At 73.7% G+C, this 18,975-nt stretch carries 11 protein-coding genes; 3 read left to right on the top strand and 8 right to left on the bottom strand.

Going from position 1 to position 18,975, the window contains the following annotated elements:
• Positions 1–17: 17 nt before the first annotated feature.
• The 6 genes from ACFVGW_RS08990 to ACFVGW_RS08965 are packed head-to-tail and all read right to left on the bottom strand — an operon-like array spanning position 18 to position 15,525.
• A complete protein-coding gene (locus ACFVGW_RS08990; RefSeq protein ID WP_385851408.1) occupies positions 18–1,127 on the bottom strand; it encodes a class I SAM-dependent methyltransferase in 1,110 nt (369 codons plus the stop codon).
• Complete coding sequence (locus ACFVGW_RS08985) at positions 1,124–2,320, bottom strand: glycosyltransferase (RefSeq protein WP_385851407.1); 1,197 nt, start codon at positions 2,318–2,320, stop codon at positions 1,124–1,126. Before ACFVGW_RS08985 ends, ACFVGW_RS08990 begins: the two co-directional genes overlap by 4 nt.
• A complete protein-coding gene (locus ACFVGW_RS08980) occupies positions 2,317–3,153 on the bottom strand; it encodes an alpha/beta fold hydrolase (protein WP_385851406.1) in 837 nt (278 codons plus the stop codon). The genes ACFVGW_RS08985 and ACFVGW_RS08980 overlap by 4 nt, the downstream gene beginning before the upstream one ends.
• A gap of 3 nt (positions 3,154–3,156) precedes the next feature.
• Entirely contained in the window at positions 3,157–3,480 is a 324-nt protein-coding gene (locus ACFVGW_RS08975; RefSeq protein ID WP_385851405.1) for an acyl carrier protein, read from the bottom strand.
• Positions 3,477–8,393 (bottom strand): beta-ketoacyl synthase N-terminal-like domain-containing protein, encoded by a 4,917-nt coding sequence (locus tag ACFVGW_RS08970; RefSeq protein WP_385851404.1) that lies wholly within the window; start codon positions 8,391–8,393, stop codon positions 3,477–3,479. The genes ACFVGW_RS08975 and ACFVGW_RS08970 overlap by 4 nt, the downstream gene beginning before the upstream one ends.
• 1 nt (position 8,394) lies before the next feature.
• Positions 8,395–15,525 carry an SDR family oxidoreductase gene (locus tag ACFVGW_RS08965; RefSeq protein WP_385851403.1) on the bottom strand — a complete coding sequence of 2,377 codons (7,131 nt, stop codon included), beginning with the start codon at positions 15,523–15,525 and terminating at the stop codon, positions 8,395–8,397.
• Positions 15,526–16,031: 506 nt separating this feature from the next.
• On the opposite strand from ACFVGW_RS08965, the gene ACFVGW_RS08960 reads away from it, so the two are divergent.
• The 3 genes from ACFVGW_RS08960 (at position 16,032) to ACFVGW_RS08950 (ending at position 17,551) form a co-directional block, all read left to right on the top strand.
• A complete protein-coding gene (locus ACFVGW_RS08960) occupies positions 16,032–16,403 on the top strand; it encodes a hypothetical protein (protein ID WP_383221455.1) in 372 nt (123 codons plus the stop codon).
• Positions 16,404–16,484: 81 nt separating this feature from the next.
• Positions 16,485–17,312, top strand: a complete 828-nt coding sequence (locus ACFVGW_RS08955) for a DUF1206 domain-containing protein (protein WP_385851402.1) — start codon at positions 16,485–16,487, stop codon at positions 17,310–17,312.
• A gap of 74 nt (positions 17,313–17,386) precedes the next feature.
• The gene (locus tag ACFVGW_RS08950; protein ID WP_352190666.1) at positions 17,387–17,551 is read left to right on the top strand and encodes a hypothetical protein; all 165 of its coding nucleotides are present in this window, start codon (positions 17,387–17,389) and stop codon (positions 17,549–17,551) included.
• A gap of 37 nt (positions 17,552–17,588) precedes the next feature.
• Here the strand turns inward: ACFVGW_RS08950 and ACFVGW_RS08945 are convergent, their stop codons facing one another.
• Positions 17,589–18,233 carry a dihydrofolate reductase family protein gene (locus ACFVGW_RS08945; RefSeq protein WP_383221457.1) on the bottom strand — a complete coding sequence of 215 codons (645 nt, stop codon included), beginning with the start codon at positions 18,231–18,233 and terminating at the stop codon, positions 17,589–17,591.
• Positions 18,234–18,327: 94 nt separating this feature from the next.
• On the bottom strand, positions 18,328–18,924 hold the full coding sequence (locus ACFVGW_RS08940; RefSeq protein WP_385851401.1) for a hypothetical protein: 597 nt from the start codon (positions 18,922–18,924) through the stop codon (positions 18,328–18,330).
• Between the last annotated feature and the right edge of the window lie 51 nt (positions 18,925–18,975).

Genomic DNA, 18,975 nt, shown 5'->3' with positions numbered 1-18,975 from the left:
GCCCGCCCCGGGACAGGTCAGGCCACGTGCGAGCCGGCCGAGTCGGCCTCCGGTCCCCGTCTGGCTATCAGTCGGTAGGCGTTCGTCAGCCGCAGCCGGCCGGCGAGCGGGCGGGCCGCCAACCGGTCCAGGGTGGTGGCCGCCAGCAGCAGGGGGATCCCGGCGAGCAGGACGGCCGTCCTCGCAGCGCGGCGCCACGGCCCGGGTGGGGAGGACAGCCACGGCAGGTCCTCCCGTGGGGCGAGCGCGTCCAGGGCGATCCATGTGGCGGCCACCAGGTCGACCGCGTCGTGCGCCTCGGTGCGTTCCTCGGCGAGGACCGTGAACCCCGTCTCGGTCAGCCGGCGGCGCAGGTTGGCCGCCGGTGCGAGGTGCAGATGCTGCGGCTGGAGCCAGGGCAGCCACCAGCGGCCCAGCAGCCGCGCGAACCGGCTCTCGGGATCCGGTACGTCGATCACGAGCAGCCCGCCCGGCCGCAGCACGGTGTGCGCGGCCTCCAGTTCCCGCCAGGGGTCGGTGGAGTGCTCCAGGTAGTGGAACATGCTCACCACGTCGTACGAGCAGGCCATCGGCTCGGCGAGCTCGGGGAACGTTCCCCGGTGGCCCCGGCGAACGCGGCCGGCCCGCTCGGCGAGTTCAGCGCCTTCGGAGCGGTCCAGGCCGTCGAAGGCGACTGCCGGGAGGACGCTCCGGGCGTTCTCGCAGAAGTGGCCGTGTCCGGTGCCGACGTCCAGCCACTCGGCGGCGGCTCCCGCGAGGTACGGCTGCAGGGACTTCGCCCGGGAGCGGTAGGCCGCGGTGCGCCCGCCGAACAGCCCGCCCAGACGCTCCTCGCCGAGGCCGTCGTAGAAGTCCCGGTAGTAGAAGGCGAGTCCGCGCTCGTTCAGCCGGGGATTCTGGAAGAGGTGGCCGCAGTCGTGGCAGCGGTCGAGGATGAACACGCCGGGCTTGTGCTGGAGCAGGTCCGTGGTGCGCAGATGCTCGCCGAGCCGGGGCGAGCCGCACCAGGGACACACCAGGGCGCGCGGTGCGAAGAAGCCGGCGGTGCCCTCGGCCAGATCCTTGCCGTACGCGGAACGCAGCGCGGCCACCCGCAGCGTACGAGCCATGCGGGACACGGAACTCATGCCTCCTCCTTCCGGCCGTCGGCCAGTCGTTCCAGATGGCGGGCGGCAGCCGTGGCGCCACCGGCGCTGCGGAAGGCCCGCGCGATGGTGTGGGCCGCGTCCCGGGGACGTGGATCGGTCAGGACCGTGTCGACGGCCGCCCCGATCGTGTCCGCGGACGCCCGGCCGAAGCGGATCCTTACGCCGGCCCCCGCGTCGGCCACCTGCGCGGCGACGACCGGCTGGTCGTCCCGGATCGGTGCCACGACCAGGGGGACGCCGTGCCACAGCGCCTCGCACACCGTGTTGTGCCCCGCGTGGCAGACGACGGCGTCGGCGTGCGCGAGCAACTCCAGCTGGGGGACCACGGGCAGGGTGATGACATCGCGATCTCCGGGTCCGGTGCCGAGGGTGCCTTCCGGATCGACGACGACGGCCTGCACCCGGTGGGACCGGGCCCGCAGTGCCTGGGCCGCCCGGTCCAGGAAACGCGCCCCGACATCGGTGTTGGCGGTGCCCAGGGTGACCAGGACCAGTGGCCGTCGCGGATCGAGCCGCTTCCAGGGAAACGCGGCGGCGGAAGGCCGGGCGGTCAGGGACGGGCCGACCCAGCGCACCCGGTCGCCGCCCCGCGCGGGAGGCCCCGCCAGCTCCGGGGTGCTGAAGGCGAGCACGAGGTACGGGGAGAAACGCGGATCGCCGCTCCCCGCCGGATCGCCGATCCGGGAACGAAGCTCACCCAGCAGGGCGGCGTTCCAGGCGGCGACGCGGGGCATCGACGCCAGAGCGTCAGTGAACTCGGCCGAGGTCGTCGCCGAGGTGGCCCACGGCAGCCCCAGGTCCTCGGCCACGAGGGCGCCTGCGAGTGCCTGCTGGTCGGCGACGACCACGTCGGGCCGGAAGGCGTCGACCGCCCGCCGTACGCCGGGCGCCATCGCCTCGGCGAGCGGGACGAGGAAACGCTCCCACAGGAACCGCAGCGCCTCAGGGCCGCGGATCTCCGAGGGCCGTACGCTCTGCTCCGATCCCCCTGCGGCCGCCCCGTCCGGCGGGCACGGATGGACGGTCGCGTCCCTGCCCGCGAGACGGCGGACGAGGAGCGGCTCCCCCGCCCACGCCACCTGGTGACCCCGGGAGGTGAGCGCCGCCGCGACACCCACGGCCGGGTTGATGTGCCCGACCAGCGGCGGCACGACGAACAGGAAACGGCTCACCGGGCACGCACCGCGTGGCCCTCGGCCGGCCACGGGTGCCGGCCCACCCAGTCCAGGACGAGATCGCGTACCCGGCCGGGCGCCTCCACCAGGACCGAGTGCTGGTGGCCGGGGAGCGACTCGGTCGCGCCGTGCGGCAACAGCGACCGCATCCGCGGTGCCTGGGCGGCCAGATCGGAGTCGGCACCGTAGAGGGCGAGGACCGGGCAGCGGATCGCGCGCACGTCGTCGTCGCCCAGGACCGCGCTCGCCGGGATGTCCCAGGCGAGGGTGGTGTCACGGACGAGCCTGCCGGCGGATTTCGCCAACCGGGCGGTGTGACCGCCGTGATGGGCGGTGATCCAGTCGAGGGCGGCGCCCTCGTTCACACTCATCTCGTGGCGGACCCGCTCCAGCAGCCCTCCGAGCTTGACCGCCCAGGACGGGGTGGCCGGCTCCGACTCGATCACCACCATGCCGGCGACCCGTTCCGGCCGGAGCAGCGCGTACCCGAACGCGACCGTACCGCCGAAGGAGTTGCCCACCAGATGCACCGGGTTACGGATGTCGAGTCGGTCCAGGAGTGTGTCCAGGTCGTCGACGAACGCCCCTAGCGTGTAGCCGCGCTCCGGCCGCCCGCTGCGGCCGTGGCCCCGGTGGTCGTACATGATCACGTCCAGGCCGGCGGCCGCGAAGGCCGGAGCGACGGTGAAGTAGTAGCTGGCCAGACTGTCGGTGAGCAGCCCGTGGAGCAGGACGACCGTGGCGTCCTGGGTGGAGGCAGCATCCTCGGCGGGGCGGGCGGGCAGACGCTGGACGTGCAACCGGACGTCGCCGGTGTCGACGATCGCCATGGTTCAGTCCCGCCCCTCGGCCTTCAGGCACATGCAGATGTGCTCGACGAGCCGGCCCACACCGAGCTCGATGATCTCCTCCAGCTCCATGGAGGCCACGAACTCGGCGAAGTTGACGCTACGGCCGTAGCGGTCCTGGAGCAGGCCGGCGAGCGTGACGAGGTCGATGCTCTCCAGTTCGAGGTCGCGGCCGAAGCGGGTCTCCATGGTGATCTCGGTGCTGTCGAGTTCGTACTCCACCAGGACCTGTTCGATCATGTCCGTCAGTTCGGCGAGAACCGCTGCCTCGTCCGCCCGCGCGGACTCGGAGGACTGGGTGGTCGTCACGTCTGATCCCTCTCGTCACGTTCGGTGCCCGCCCCCGGCTGCTCCGGGTCCGGGCCGGTGGTCCAGGCCACGACGTACGCGCGCGGTGGCAGCCCGGGCGGATTGGCGACGCGTTCGCAGCTCACCCGGTACGTACGGGTGGGCGCGTTCGGCGGGTGCACGGTCACGGTCAGCCGGTTCCCTTCCGCGCCCGTCACCTCGAAGGCGCGCGGCCGCCCGCCCAGACCTGTGCCCTCGGCTTTGGCGACCGCTTCCTTCGCCGCCCAGAAGCGCGTGAACCAGAGCGCCGCCTGCCCTCCTCCCCTGCCGCCTCCGTCTCCGCCGACGGCCTGGCGGGCCTTCAGCAGTTCCTGTTCGGCGGGGGAAAGCACGGTGGCGACGGTCGACCCGGTGGGCTCGGCGACCTCCTCGATGTCGATGCCCACGCCGCACCCCGGGGCTCCGGCGCCCTCGCCCCCGCCCGTGGGCGGATGCCGCGCGAAGGCGACGCCGGCCTCGGCGCAGTGGGCTATCGACACGTCCAGCGGCGGGAGTTCCCGTCCGTGGCGGCCGGTGACGTACGGACGACCCGACACCTCGTTGCCGACGAGGAGCTCACCGGGGTACACCGGCCCCTCCCCGCCCGCCCACAGCAGGCGGCGCACGGCGTCCTTGGCCGCGATCCGGCCGAGCAGCCACTGGCGGCGGCTCCGCGGTGACCGCTCCGCGTACGCCGAGCGTTCGGGGCCGCCCAGTGCGTTGCGCATGATCAGCTCCCGTGAGGCCAGGTCGGGCCACCGCTCGAAGACCAGTGACCAGCCGCCGGGGCGAGCGGAGGAGAGGGTGTTGCGGTCCGGGAACCGCTCCACGGGCCGGGTGTGGGGGTCGTTGTCGAAGCGCCGGTCCTGCCAGCCGGTCAGATGCGCCCACACCCGCCCAGAGACGGTGAGTACCGCGTCCGCCTCGAGGACCGTGTCGGTGAGGGACACGATCCGGATCACACATTCCACCGGTGTGCCGGGGGCCGGGTGAGGCCCGAAGAAGCGCATGTGTCGCATCCGCACCGGGAAGACCACGGTGCGCTCGGTGTGCGTCGCCATGATCCAGTAGCCGAGTACCTGTCCCACGTTGTCCAGCAGGGCTCCGGGTGCCGGCGGCGTGGTCAGCGTGGCGCGAACGTGCCGGTCGCCGATGGCGGTCAGCCGCGTCATGCCCTGGTACGACGGACCGTGGAACATCCACCGCTCGCGGTAGACCTGCTCGGCGGTGTGCGCGGGCACGCCCTCGGAGCCGGGGTCGGGGGGCGGAGGGGCGGGTGGCGCCTCGGGGTGACGGTCCGCCAGCTCCACCACGGCGCTGGCGTCGGGGCCGAACGACACCGCGACCCGGTCCGGCCCCCGCGAGGTCACGGTGACGGGCACGTCCACGGGATCGGCGGCCGTGAGCCACCGGTCGAAGCACGCGTCGTGCACCGCCACGGCCACGCTGCCCGGCACGGCCCGCTCGGCCGCGGCCATCAGGTGCGCCACGATCGTGGTGGCCGGCACCACGGGCCAGCGGTCGGCGACGTCCGGCCAGCCGGCGCGCTGCGGGAAGAAGCAGTGGTCGAGCAGGTACGGCATCTGATCCACCCCGACCCGCACGTGCTCGTGCCGGACCGAGCCGGGCACCCCCGCGTCGGCCGACGCGGACCCGGCCGACGCAGACCCTGGCGACGCGGACCCTGGCGACGCGGACCCTGGCGAGATGGGCACGGCCTGTTCCGGCACGGGCGGTACGGGCACGGGCGGTACGGGCACGGGCCGTACGGGCACGGGCGGCCGGGGCGTGCCCGCCGCGGTCATCAGGGTCGCGGCCGTCTGCGCGGTCTCCCTCAGCAGCGCCGACAGTTCGCCGGCCAGCGGCGACACGGTCGCGACGGGTTGGAGAGCGGCAGCCGGATCCGCGGCCGGATCCCGGGTCAGCGCGGCCGCGAGCGCCGGGTCCGGCGCCAGGTTCACCAGTGCGCCGCCCAGGTCGAGACGGACACGGCGGCCGGCGGCCGCCGGGACGGACGGGGACGACGGGACACCACCCCCACGGGCCCGCGACGTGTCCACGCGACGGGGGTCGGTCTCCGCCCCGGCCGTCCACAACGCGGTGGCCACCCTTCGGAGCTGCGCGAGGCCGGAGCGGTGCGGGGAGTTGGCGGCGACGACCAGGTGGTCCCGACGGGCCAGGGTGTCACCGACGAGGGAACCGAGCTGCCCCGGCCCGGCCTGTACGAAGACCCGGATACCCGCTCCGTACAGAGCCTCGGTCAGCTGCCGGAAGCGGACCGGTTCGAGGAGATGGCGGACGAACAGGGCGCGGACCGCGGCCTCCTCCGTGGGGAAAGGGGACGCCGTCGTGCCCGACCAGACAGGTACGTGAGGGGCCCGCAGCCGCATTCCGCCGGCGGCCGCCTTGATGGGCCCCAGGCGCGGTTCGAGCATCGGGGTGTGGAAGCCGGAGCGGAACGGCAGGACGCGGACGAGGACGCCTTCGGCGCGCAGTCCGGCCGCGAACCTCTCCACGGCCTCGGGAGGCCCGCAGACCATCGACTGGTTCGGGGCGTTGTCGTGGGAGAGGACGACGGACCGGTGACCGCCTTCGGCCAGGAGGCGGGTCACCCGGTCCGCGTGGGCGCCCACGGCGGCGTACGCGAGGTCGACGCCGCGGACCGACTCGGGGTCGAGGGCGGTCATGAAGGAGTCGACGGCCGCCTCTTCGTAGAGCCCGCCGACGGCCATCGCGGTCCATTCGCCGACACTGTGCCCGGCGACGGCGTCGGGGACGACGCCGATGCGGCGCAGGGCCGTGTCGAGCAGCCGTCCGACGGCCACGACACCCAGCCCGTGCCGGCCGAGGCCGCCGCCGGGCTCGCGCACCCGGGCGTCGGGATCCGGCAGCGGCGGCGCGGGGAGGGGCGGCCGGGGCAGCCCGAAGTGGTCGGCTATGTCGTCGACGCGGGGCGCGAACTCCCCTTCCAGGCCGGGGAAAAGGAAGGCGGTCCCGCCCCTCGGCCCGCCGCCGAGCAGGGGGCCGGGTCGGAACCAGACGTCGTTGCGACCGTGCCAGGCCTCCCCCTTGGCGACGACGCGGCGGGCCAGTGCGAGCCGCTTGGGCGTCGCGCCGACGATGCCCAGGCGTACGGGTCCTGCGTCTCCGCCGGGCGGGGTTCGCGGGTCGGCGGCGTCCAGCAGCGCGCTGAGCTCCCCGGGTGTCGCCGCGCTGAGCAGCAGCACGGGTTCGCTCTCCTCGACCACGGCCCGGCGCCGCCCCGCCCCGGCGGCGCGGGGCGACGCCATGAGGGACGGGCCACCTGAGGCCGCGGGCGCCTGTTCAAGGACGACGTGGGCGTTGATGCCACCGAAGCCGAAGGCGTTCACGGCGGCCCTGCGCGGCCGCCCGGGCCCGTTCACCCAAGGAACCGCCCGGGAGATCGGGGCGAACCGGGTGGAGGCCAGCGCCGGATGCGGGTCCTCGCAGTGCAGGGTGGGGAGCAGCGTGCCGTGATGGACGGCGAGGGCGGCCTTGACCAGTCCCGCGACGCCCGCCGCCGGCATGGCGTGCCCGATCATGGACTTCACCGAGCCGATCACCGGCCGGCCCCCAGGATCGGCCCGGTCCGCCAGATCCGCCAGATCCGCCCGGTTCGGCCGGTCCTCGGGGCCCGCGGGGTCCGTCGCCGCCGACCCCGGCAACGCCGTTCCCGGCGGCCCGAACACCTCACGCAGGGTGGCCAGTTCTGCGGCGTCACCGGCCGGGGTGCCGGTGCCGTGGGCCTCCAGCAGACCGAGCGATCCCGGCTCTGCGGGATCGAGTCCGGCGGCCCGCCACGCGGCCCGGACCGCGCGGGTCTGCCCGGCCGGATCGGGATTGACCAGCCCTGAGGTGCGGCCGTCGCTGCTGACACCGGTGCCCCGGATGACGGCGTAGACGCGGTCGCCGTCCCTCTCGGCGTCGGCGAGACGCTTGAGCACGACCACTCCCGTGCCCTCACCGATGAGGATGCCGTCCGCGCCCCGGTGGAAGGGCCGGATCCGTTCACTGGGCGAGAGCGCGCGCAGCTGCGCGAAGACGCTCCACAACGTGATGTCGTGGCAGTGGTGCACACCTCCGGCCAGCATCACGTCGCAGCGTCCGGAGACGAGCGCGGCCACCGCCTGGTCCACGGCCAGCAACGACGAGGCACACGCCGCGTCGACGGTGTAGGCCGGACCGCGCAGATCGAGACGGTTGGCCACGCGGGAGGCGGCGAGATTGGGCACCAGACCGATGGCGTCCTCCGGCCGGCCGGGCCCGAGGCGGTCGGTGAACGCCTCCCGTACGCGCTCCAGTTGCTCCTCGTCCAGGCCGGGCACCAGATCACCGAGTGTGCGGACGAGTTGCCGGGCCGTACGGACACGCTGGTCGAGGCGGACCAGGCCGGGCGTGAGGTAGCCACCGCGGCCGAGGACGATCCCGACCCGGTCGCGGTCGGGAAGGCGCTCCGTACCGCCCGCGTCCGCAAGGGCGCTCGCCGCGACGTGCAGGGCGATCAGCTGGTCCGGCTCCGTACCGGGCACCGAGGTCGGCATGATGCCGAACCGGGTGACGTCGACCTCCGCGACGGCGTCGACGAAGCCGCCGCGCCGGCAGTACACCCGGTCGGCCGCGGCCGGTTCCGAGGCGCTGCCCGGGTGGTAGTACGCAGGGTCCCAACGCCCCGGGGGCACATCGCCGATCATGTCGGCGCCGGCGGTGAGGTTCTGCCAGTACGTCGCCAGGTCGGGTGCGCCGGGCAGCATCACCGCCATGCCGGTGATGGCGACGGGCGCATGGGCGGCACCTGCGTACGAGAGTGGCCTGTGAGCGGCGTCCGTGTGCGAGACCGGCGCGGCGGCGGCCCCTTGCTGAGCCGGGAGGGCCATCTCACCACTCCGAAGCGGTGTGGACGACCGAGCGGACCGTCTCCTCGCCCCAGGCCAGCTCCCGCAACAGCGCCAGGGCGCCCTCCTCCGGATCGATGAGCGTGATCCCGCGCCGCGCGTAGCTGCGGGCCAGCTCGGGACCGACCATGCCGGTGTGGTCGTCGGACGGTGCCCACGGACCCCAGTGGACCGTCAGCGCACGTCGGCCCGTCCGTGCGGCCCAGGCGGCGCCGATGGTTTCCAGGGCGTCGTTGGCGGCCGCGTAGTCGGCCTGACCACGATTGCCGAGTACGGCGGCGACGCTGCCGAACAGCACGGCGAACGACGGCGGCCGGGGCAGCTGGTCGACGGCGGCGAGGAGCGCCGTCGCGCTGTCGGTCTTGGTGCCGTACACGCGCCCGAACGACTCGGGAGTCTTCTCCTCCATGAGCCGGTCCTCGATGATCCCGGCGGCGTGGATCACGCCGTCGACGCGGCCGTACTCGGCATGGATCTCCTTGACCGCCTGGAGCACGGCGGCGGAGTCCCGGCAGTCCAGGCTTCGGTACCGGGCCCGGCTGCCCGCGGCACGCAGCGCGTCCAGCGTCGCGCTCACCTCACGCCGGGCCAGGATCAGGTCGGCGGCACGCTCGACCGCGACGGGGCTGTCGTAACGCCCGGTGCCCGCGAGTACGGACCGAAGTGCGGATCTGTCGGGGGCGCCTGCGGTCTCCGGGGCCTCAGGCCCGTCGGGCGCCGGAGTGCGCCCCAGGAGCTCGATGCGACACCTTGAGGCGGTCGCGAAGGCGCCCACGCACCGCGCCGTGATTCCGCGGGCTCCGCCGACGACGATCACGACACTGTCCCGGTCGAGGCCCAGCGCCTCCGCCTCGGCGGCGCCTTCGCCCGAGGGGCCGGCTCCCGTGGTGCCGAGCGCGCCGAGCGGCGTCGCGGTGAGCTCGGGGGCGAACCGCCCGGCCGGGGTGCGTACGACGACGGGCAGGGCGTCGTCCGCGAGGAGTTCGGCCACCAGCGCGTCCGCCGCGTGGGCGGAGGCCTCGGCGGTTCCCGGGTCCAGCGCGACGCAGCGTACGCCCACGGCCGGGTACTCCCGGGCGGCGGTCCGCAGGAGGCCGTCCACTCCGGCGGCCCGGACCCCGTCCGCCGCGCGGGCCAGGAGCAGCCGTCGGGGCGCGCGCAGAAGGAGCTCCCGTACGAGGGTGAATCCCGCGGGCAGGAACGGTGCGCCGTCCTCCCCCAGGGCCGCCAGGAGGACGACACCGTCCAGAGAATCGTCCACCTCGCCCGGCGCGACATCGCCGTCCAGGACGACCGCTTCGGCGCCCAGTCGGGTCAGACGGGCGGACAGTTCCGCCGCGACACCGCGGAAGGAACCGGTGCCGTCGCCGAGCAGGGCGTACCGCGACCCGGCCGGCACGTCCGGTCCGGCTCCCGGTTCCGGCGCGGGAACAGGAACGGGCACCGGCAGCATCCGCAGGCGGCGGGGCGCGGCGATACGCGGCGCGTCGTCCGGGGCACCGTCGGGTCCGGATGCGGTGGGGCCGGGCGCCAGGCTGGGAGCGGTGGGTCCGGCAGGGGCCGGGGAGGCCTGCCCACCGGGGCCGGCCACGCGGCTGAACATCCAGCGCGCGATCGCCGACGCCGTCCGGGCACCCGTGAGCTCCTCCAACTCCCCGTCGTCCAGAACCGGCGCGGAGCCGGCGGCGGCGCCCAGGCGTCTGGCCAGTTCACCGGCGATCTCGGCGCGCTTGATGGAGTCGACGCTCAGGTCGGCCTCCAGGTCGAGGCCGGGCTCCACCATGTCGAGGGGGTAGCCGGTGCGCTCGCTGATGAGTTCCAGGACCGTGCGCAGCACCCCCTCCTCGGAGAGGTCCCCGGCTGGGGCGCCTCCGGCCGCCGCCGGTGGAGGTGGTGCGAGCGTCTGCGCGGGGACGGGGGTGTGCACGGCGAGCTCGGCGTACGGCGGCACGGCGGCCGGGCGGCCAACCGGCTCCTGAGGTGCCGTCGGTACACGCAGAGGGGGGCTTTCTCCCGGAGCGACGCCGAAGTAGGCGAGCAGGACGTCGCGTTGCGCGGAGATCATGTCCCGGCTGGTCCGGAGGAATTCGGCGATCAGGGCATCGGCCTCACCGGCCGGGGTCTGACCGGGGTTCGATGTCACGGGCGTCTCCACGACTCGTCTGGCCGGCGCGAGGGCGCCGGGGAGCGGATCGCCGGCGGCGGTGCGGACGAGGTGCCCGTCCACCGTCCAGCCGGGTCGGCGCGGTGCGGTTGCCTGCTCGTCGCCCCTGCCGCCGTCGCCGTCGATGCCGCCGTCGCGGTCGATGTCGGCGGCGTCACGGCCCCGGAACATCCAGTCCGTCGCCACCGGAAGCCCGGCGGCGGCGAGCCGGGCGAGCGCGTCCAGGAGGCCGGCCAGGCCGCTGTCGGCACGCGGCTCGCAGGCGACGACACGGTGCGGGCGCCCGCCGAGGATGTCGGTGACGAGGCGGGTCAGGACGCGGCCGGGCCCCACCTCGACGAAGGTGCGCGCACCGGCCTCGTACATCGCCTCGATCTGCTCCACGAAACGCACCGGGGCGCCGATCTGGGCGGCTAGCTCGTCGCGTACGAGGTCGGGGTCGGACGTGTAGGGGCGGGCGGTGCGGTTCGCCCACAACGGGAACTCCGGTGTGTGCAGAAGCTGTTGCTCAAGGGCCCGCCGGAAGACGGGACCGGCGGCGGCGAGCGGCGGACTGTGGAAGGCGCAGGCGACCGGCAGCCGCTTCGCGCCGTGTCCGGCGTCCCGCAGCCTCACCAGTGCCGCTTCGACGGCGGCCGTCTGGCCGGACAGGACGCTCTGCCGTGGGGCGTTGTGGTTGGCGACGACAAGGCTGTCCGGCAGCGGACTGCCGAGGGCCCCGTGGATCTGCTCGGGTGTGGCGGCGACGGCGGCCATGGCACCGGGGTCGTCGCCGGCCGCGTCGAGGATCGCCGCCGCGCGCGCTGCGCTGAGGCCGGGCAGGGCGTCGGGGTCGAGGACGCCCGCCGCGCACAGGGCGACCAGCTCGCCGTAGCTGTGGCCGGCGGCCAGATCGGGGTGGACACCGGAGCGGGCGAGGAGGTCGTGCACGGCGAGTTCGACGATGCCCAGGGCGGGCTGGGCGGCCCGGGTGTCCGTCAGGGCCCGCCGGGCGCGTTCCCGCGCGGAGTCGTCGAACGTGTCGGGCGGGTAGAGGGTGTTGGCGATGTGGGCCCCGTCGCCGGTGTGCAGCCGCCGGCCGAGTTCCGGGAAGGCTGTGAACAGGTGCGCGGACATGCCCGGGCGCTGGCTGCCCTGCCCCGGGAACAGGAACGCCGTGAGGCCGGGGGCGACGGCTTCCTCCCCCGCGAGGTGGACCCCGAACGGCGGGCCTCCCGGACCGGTGGCCGGCCGGACCCCCGTCGCGCCCTCGTGCCCTGCGGGGCGGGACGCGGCAGCCCCGTCGGACACCTCCGAGTCCAGGGCGGAGAGGGCGTGCCCGAGCTGTCGGCACAGCCCGGCCACGTCGTGGGCGACGAAGGCCGTGTGCACGCGCCCGTGGGCGCGGCCCGCGCGGTGCGAGGCCGTGGCGGCGAGGTCGCGAAGCCGCCACGGGGCGGTGCCCGCCTCGGCCGCGGCGGCGAGGTCGAGCAGCTCGGCGACCGCGTGGCGGGCCGCCGCACGCGTGGGGCCCCGGAAGGTGAACAGTTCCACCGGCCAGAGGTCCCGGGCGTGGACGGGCGGCGGCGCGTCGCCGTCGTGCGCGGCGAGGACGACGTGGAAGTTGGTCCCGCCGAAGCCGAAGGCGCTCAGGCCCGCGAGCCGCTGTCCGGGCGGGGCGGGCCACGGCAGTGCCTCCCGGTGGAAGACGAACGGACTCGCGTCCTCCTTCCACACGGAGAGGGGCCGCTCCAGATGCAGGGTGGGCGGCCGTACCCCGGTGTGCAGGGCGAGCGCGGTCTTGATCAGCCCGGCCAGTCCCGCGGCGCACTTGGTGTGTCCGATCTGCGACTTCACCGACCCCAGGACGCATGCTCCGCGTGCGGCACCCGCCTGGTCGAACACGTCGGTGAGTACGCCCAGTTCGGTGCGGTCACCCACGACGGTGCCGGTGCCGTGCGCCTCCATGAGGGTGACCTGCGCGGGCGAGACCCCTGCATTGCGGTAGGCGCGTTCCAGCGCGGCCCGCTGTCCTTCCGGCCGCGGGGCGGTCAGCCCGAGGGAGCGGCCGTCGCTGGAGCTCCCGACCCCCTTGATGACGCCGTACACACGGTCGCCGTCGCGTTCGGCGTCCGCGAGCCGCTTGAGGACGACGCAGGCGACGCCCTCACCGAGGGCGATGCCGTCGGCGCTCTCGTCGAAGGGCCGGGAGCGGCCGGTCGGGGAGAGCGCGTGCACGGAGGTGAACAGGGCGTAGTCGTTGATGCCGTTGTGCAGGTCGGCGCCCCCGCACAGCATCAGGTCGCTGGTGCCGAGGACCAGTTCCTTGCAGGCGGCGTCGACGGCCGCGAGGGAGGAGGCGCAGGCCGCGTCGACGGTGTAGTTGGCGCCGCGCAGATCCAGACGGTTGGCCACCCGCCCGGAGATGACGTTCGCGAGCATGCCGGGGAAGGAGTCCTCGGTGAGCCGCGGCAACTGCTCGTCCAGCTCGGCGGGGAGGTGACCGTAGTAGGAGGGGAGCACCGCGCGCAGGGTGGCGGCGTTGGCGAGGTCGCTGCCCGCCTCGGCGCCGAAGACCACACCGGCCCGCGTACGGTCGAACTCCCGCCCCTCCTCCCCGTACCCGGCGTCCAGGAGGGCGCGCCGGGCTGCTTCGAGCGCCAGGAGCTGTACGGGCTCGATGCTGCCCAGCGAGGCCGGCGGGATCCCGTACCGCAGCGGGTCGAAGGGGATCCGGGGCAGGAAGCCGCCCCACCGGGAGGCGCTCATGGCCCCCGCCTCCGTGGAGTGGTGCACGGCGGGATCCCAGCGCTCCGGGGGGACTTCGGTGACGGCGTCGTGCCCGTCGAGGACGAGCGCCCAGAAGGCGGCCAGGTCCGGCGCCTGCGGGAACATGCAGGCCATGCCGACGATCGCGACGTCCAGGGGGGCGGCGGCGGGCACGGCCGCGGTCACCTGCGCCGCGGCCCGGTCCGCGTCGGATGCGAGGCGCTCGCGGAGGCCGGCCGACCGTCTGCCGAGAAAGGCGGCCGCGTCGTCGGTGACAGACGTGTGGAGTGCGGCGATCGTGGTGGTCGTCGTGCGCAGCACCGCGACTTCGCCCGCCATGAACATCCCCTCGGCGTACTGGCGGGACTCGTCCACGGGTGCCAGGTCTCCGGCGGCGGTGCGCTCGACGCCTTTGCTGGCGATGCGCAGCCGGCCGACGTTGAGGCGTTCCAGCCGCTCCCACACCTCGCGCCCGGGGACGTCTTCGGCGCGCAGGGCGGCCTCCAGGTCACCGAAGCCGTCGCTGAACGGGCTGGGGACGCAGCGGGTCGCGTGCCCGGGGGCGGTCCTCAGCAGGGCGGTCCGCTCGGCGGCGAGGACCTGCCTCTGGAAGAGCGGTTGCAGGGCGCCGCACGTGACGGCTTCCTCGGTGAACAGGTAGGCGGTGCCCATCAGGACGCCCACCGCGCAGCCCCGTACGGTGAGGGGGGCGGCGAGGGCGGCGACCATGGCGGCGGAGCGGGCGTCGTGGACACCACCGGCGAACAGCACCTCGACCCCTGCCGCGCCCTGTGGGTCCTGGTCCGTCCAGTCGCCGATCACGGCCAGTTGGGCCTCCCAGAGCGGGAAGCTGTTGCGGGGTCCGACGTGGCCGCCGCATTCGGCGCCCTCGAAGACGAACCGCCGGGCGCCCTGCTCCAGGTACTGGCGCAGCAGCCCGGGCGAGGGCACGTGCAGGAAGGCCTTGATGCCGTCGGCCTCCAAGTCCTGTGCCTGCGACGGCCGGCCCCCGGCGATGATCACGTGCGTGGGCCGGTGGGCGCGTACGGCCTCCAGCTGGGCGGCGCGCGTCTCCTCGGGGGCGAAGCCGAGCACGCCGACGCCCCAGGGCCGGCCGGCCAGTGCGGCGCCCGCCTCGGCCAGCAGGGCGTGGGCCTGGTCGCGGCCGGCGAGCGCGAGGGCGACGACGGGCAGGCCTCCGCCGTCGGACACCGCGGCGGCGAAGCCGGCACCGTCGCTGACCCGGGTCATGGGGCCCTGGACGATCGGCAGTCGGGTGCCCAGTGCGCGGCTCATGGGCGATCCGGGACGCAGGACGTCCGCGGTTCCGTCCCCCTCGACGGCGGCCGACACCGCGTCGGCGACGGCGCGGACGGCGCCCGCGGCGTCGCCGTACCGTTCGGCGAAACGGACTGCGAGAAAACCGTCCTGGCCGACGGGCAGCAGTTGTGTTTCCGGGTCCCGGCCTCCGAGCAGGGCCGCCACGCGCTTCGGATCGTCGGGCACGTCCTTCCCGGGCGTGCTTCCGGGGAGGCGGCGGCGCAGGAACCGGTGGCCGCCCAGGACGGTGGTCTCGGAGCCGTCCATCCCTCGCAGGAGGGACGCGACGGGCGTGGGAACGGCCGATTCGGCGAGGAGCACGAGCTGGGTGTCGAGCACCACCCCCGCGGCTCCGCCCACCACGGCGGCGGCCGCCGTGTCCGGCGCCATGCCGCCGCAGGCCCACACCGGCGGGCCGTCGGGGCCGACCAGGTCGAGGAGTAGCTGGAGCAGGACAAAAGTGCCGAGTTCGCCGATCCGTCCACCGCACTCGCTGCCCCGGGCGACGAGTCCGTGGACACCCGCGTCCAGGGCGCCCCGGGCCTCGTCCGCACATGTCACCTCGGCCAGCACGCGCACACCGTCGGGCAGGTCACCGGGCCGCCAGGAGACACCGAGGCCGAGCACCACGGTGTGCGGCAGGGGGCCGCGCGCCAGGCTGTCGACGGGTAATCGGCACTGCGGCCCGACGCGGATCCCGTGACGCTCGGGGAGCCACCTGCGCAGATCGCCCCACGCCTCCCTGGCCGCACGGTCGCCGGCGCCCAGGTCCAGCACGCCGAGCCCTCCGCCGCGCGTGACGGCGGCCGCGAGTCGCGCGTCGGGCTCGCCGAAAGGAGTCACTCCGATGACCAGGTCCGAGACGTACTCTGCTGACGTCATAATTCTCCGAATGTGCGATGCATTGCCCGGGAAGAATTTCGGTCAAACAAAAGAGCCGAACAAAAGGCATGGGGTCGCGCGGGCCCGTGGCAAGAAGTTAGGGCCGTTCGGTGGACGCAGCGAAAGTAGCGCCAAGTTACTGAAGGGTCAACGTCCTCACCCTGATCAGAGCGGTCCCTGCGTCGCGCGGTGCGCTTCCAGAGGGGGTGGACCCTGAAGGGGCGACACCCTTCACCCCACACTCCGGGAAGAAAAAGCGGCGCGAATTCACTGCACACCCGCATGCGCCGGGAAGTCGTTCGTACTGGCCAGTAGACGGTCTCGGCGGAACGCCGTTCATTCCCTCTCTGTCCGATTCACGCCCTTGGACACACCCCGGCTCCCGGCAGACGCCGGGTGGCGAAGTCGCCCTCACCGACATCGCCATACCACCGAAGCGGCCGCATGCGCTTGGTACATACTCGCCGGTAACACGTCGGCGTCCGCCGCTTCCCGAAGGAGCTCCCATGTCTCGGCCCGCCCGTCCCGCTCTTCTGCTCGCCGGCCTGCTGGCCGCGGCGGGCACCGCCCACTTCGTCGCACCGCGGCAGTTCGACGCCATCGTTCCGGAGGCACTGCCCGGCAGTCCTCGGGCCTGGACGAAGGCGAGCGGAGTCGCCGAACTGATGCTGGCCGCAGGGCTCGCGATTCCGGCGACACGCCGGGTGAGCGCCGGAGCGACGGCCGTGTTCTTCGCGGCCGTCTTCCCGGCCAACGTGAAGATGGCGTACGACTGGCGCGACCGCCCCACCGCGGCCAGGACCCTCGCCTACGCCCGCCTCCCCCTCCAGGTGCCCCTCATCCTCTGGGCCAGGAAGGCGGCCCGCGCCGAAGGCTGAGTCCCTGACGGAGCGGAGCCGGGATTGGGCCGGCGAAGCCGGGGAACCCGATGCTCCTGACCTGGAGGGGAGTGACCGGACATGACCGCAGCGAGCTCGTCCGCCGTGGCGAGAAAGGTGGCCCGTGGCGACGCCGTCCGTGGCGGGGCGCGTATGGGTTTCGTGGCGCGTGGGGTGCTGTATCTGCTCGTCGGTGCGCTGGCTGTACGGATCGGTCTGACAGGCACGGGCGAGCAGGCGGACCGTGGCGGGGCACTGACCGAAGTCTCGGGGACCCCGTTCGGCGCCGTACTGCTCTGGGCGCTGGGGCTGGGCCTCGCCGGCATGGCCCTCTGGCGGCTGTCGGAGGCCGTGTTCGGTGCCGCCGGCCCCAAGGGGGACGGAGCGGCCAAGCGGGCCATGTCGGGGGCACGTTGTGTGTTCTACGGCGTCACCGCCTTCCTCGTGTTCTCCTTCGCGGCGGGCTCCCGGGACAGCGGTGCGGGGTCGAGCGACCAGCAGAGCCAGGACATCACCGGTCGGCTGCTCGGGCTGCCGGGCGGCCAGTGGTGGGTCGGCGCGGTGGCCGTCGGCTTCGCGTCGGCCGGTCTGTGGATGGCGGGGAGCGCGGTGATGCGGAAGTACCGCAAACACCTGACGTGGGGACAGATGTCCCGCAAGGCACAGCGCTTCATGGACATCACCGGCGTGGTCGGCGGTGTCGGGCGGGGTTGCGTCTTCGCGGCGGTGGGCTGGTTCGGGGTCAAGGCGGCCGTCGAGTTCGACCCGGCAGAGGCCAAGGGCATGGATGACGCGATCCGGTCGTTCGCCCAGACGCCTGCCGGCCCCTGGCTGCTCGTGGCCGTGGCGGTCGGGCTCGTCCTGTTCGGCGTCTTCTCGTTCGGCCAGGCGAAGTGGCGGAGGGTCTGACCCGCATCGCGCGGGGCGGACTGCGGCCCCCGTACACTCATGAGCTGATTCCACCGCAGGTAAGGACCAGCGCAGTGAACCAGTACGACCCCATGGGCCGGGCAGCAGCCGACGCTCCGATCTACGCGACTCTCGTCCGGGAGCGCGGAGACGTGCCGGCGGAGGCGAGGCAGGTGGCCGCGCGGGTGCTGGAGGAGGCGGACCGGGCTGTCGACTTCAGCTCGGTCCGCACCATCTGAACGGACCGCCCGGCCGCGCGCCAGGCTGTGCGGACCGTCACTTCCGCCAGAACAAGTGGTGCGTCACCCCACTCGGGCTCGGCACCACGTCCAGATGGAAGCGGTCGAGCAGCTCGTCGGGTGACTCCCAGAGTCGCACTCCCGAGCCGAACTTCACCGGCGAGACCACCACGTGCAGGGTGTCGACGAGATCGGCATCGAGGAACTGCCGGATGGTGCTCGCCCCACCCCCGAGTCGGACGTCCTTGCCCTGCGCAGCCTCCTTGGCCCGCTCCAGGACCGTGGCAGGGTCGCCTTCGACGAAGTGGAACGTGGTGTCGCCGAGTGTGAACGACGGACGTCCGTGGTGGGTCAGGACGAACACCGGAGTGTGAAACGGCGGCTCGTCACCCCACCAGCCCTGCCACTCGAGGTCGGGCCACGGGCCACGCTGAGGCCCGAACTTGTTGCGGCCCATGATCTCGGCGCCGATGTTGCGGGCGTAGTCACGCGTGAAGTAGTCGTCGAGACCCCGGCTGCCCCCGGGCTCGGTGCGCATGGGCCAGCTCGCCGTCGCGCCCGCCCAGGCGAACAGCCTCCCGGGATCGACATGGCCGAACGGCCGCTCCAGGGTCTGGTCCTCACCGGCGCCGATTCCGTCACTCGAGACGTTGAAGTTCTGGACTCTCAGCAGCTGAGCCACGTGTTCCTCCTGCGTTGTCGACAACGACGGTCAGAAATTCTGCCGCTCAGGATCGTCTCCAGGCGCCGGCAACACCCGAGCGGTGCCGGATCTCTCAGCGAAGACCGCGCTTCCCTCGTTCGGCTTCGATCAGCCGCTCCATGAGTTCCTCCGGGTCCACCGTGGACGCGGTGTCATCGAGGGCGTCGTAGTCCTGTGTGCTCAGCGGCAGGCCGAGCCCGGCGAGTTCGGCGGCCAGGCGTGTGAACGCGGTGCGCTCGTCGGGCTCGCCCCGCCTGCTTGCCTGATCGGCCGCGGCACCTTCGGTCAGGGTGAGGCCTACCAGGCCGGAGAAGGTGAATTCGGTGTCCAGCTCGATGAGGCGCCAGGCGCGGTCGGCGGGTTCGCCGGGGTGCAGCCAGTAGCCGATCCACCCACTGCCGCCCTTCGCCACGAGCTTGGCGTACGCGGCCATCTCCGCGGCTCCGGCGTTGACGGCCTGCATCTCCGGGTCCGCGAGTTCCTTCTCGCTCAGATAGCTGGTGTCCAGGAGCGGGTGGACCTCTCCCGCCTCGAAGAAGTCGAGGTCGAGAAGGTGGGTGAAGTCGGTACGGCCCTCCCACTGCGCCACCAGCAGCACGCGCAGATCGTCGGGTACGGGACGGCCGCCCAGCCGCTCGCGGGAGAACTCGGCGAGCCGTTCGTCGTACATGCGCCCTCTCCAGAGGTCCAGGCAAGATCCTCGCGTCAACGTAACAGTGAC

The organism is Streptomyces sp. NPDC127129 (assembly GCF_042671585.1).
GTDB lineage: Bacteria > Actinomycetota > Actinomycetes > Streptomycetales > Streptomycetaceae > Streptomyces.
Note: the sequence above shows the minus strand (reverse complement) of the source record. Positions and strands in the feature narration are given on the sequence as shown.

Coding starts and splice junctions, on each gene's coding strand:
- ACFVGW_RS08990 (WP_385851408.1), bottom strand. CDS start 1,127: ATGAGTTCCGTGTCCCGCATGGCTCGTACGCTGCGGGTGGCCGCGCTG.
- ACFVGW_RS08980 (WP_385851406.1), bottom strand. CDS start 3,153: ATGGCGATCGTCGACACCGGCGACGTCCGGTTGCACGTCCAGCGTCTG.
- ACFVGW_RS08970 (WP_385851404.1), bottom strand. CDS start 8,393: ATGGCCCTCCCGGCTCAGCAAGGGGCCGCCGCCGCGCCGGTCTCGCAC.
- ACFVGW_RS08965 (WP_385851403.1), bottom strand. CDS start 15,525: ATGACGTCAGCAGAGTACGTCTCGGACCTGGTCATCGGAGTGACTCCT.
- ACFVGW_RS08960 (WP_383221455.1), top strand. CDS start 16,032: ATGTCTCGGCCCGCCCGTCCCGCTCTTCTGCTCGCCGGCCTGCTGGCC.
- ACFVGW_RS08955 (WP_385851402.1), top strand. CDS start 16,485: ATGACCGCAGCGAGCTCGTCCGCCGTGGCGAGAAAGGTGGCCCGTGGC.
- ACFVGW_RS08940 (WP_385851401.1), bottom strand. CDS start 18,924: ATGTACGACGAACGGCTCGCCGAGTTCTCCCGCGAGCGGCTGGGCGGC.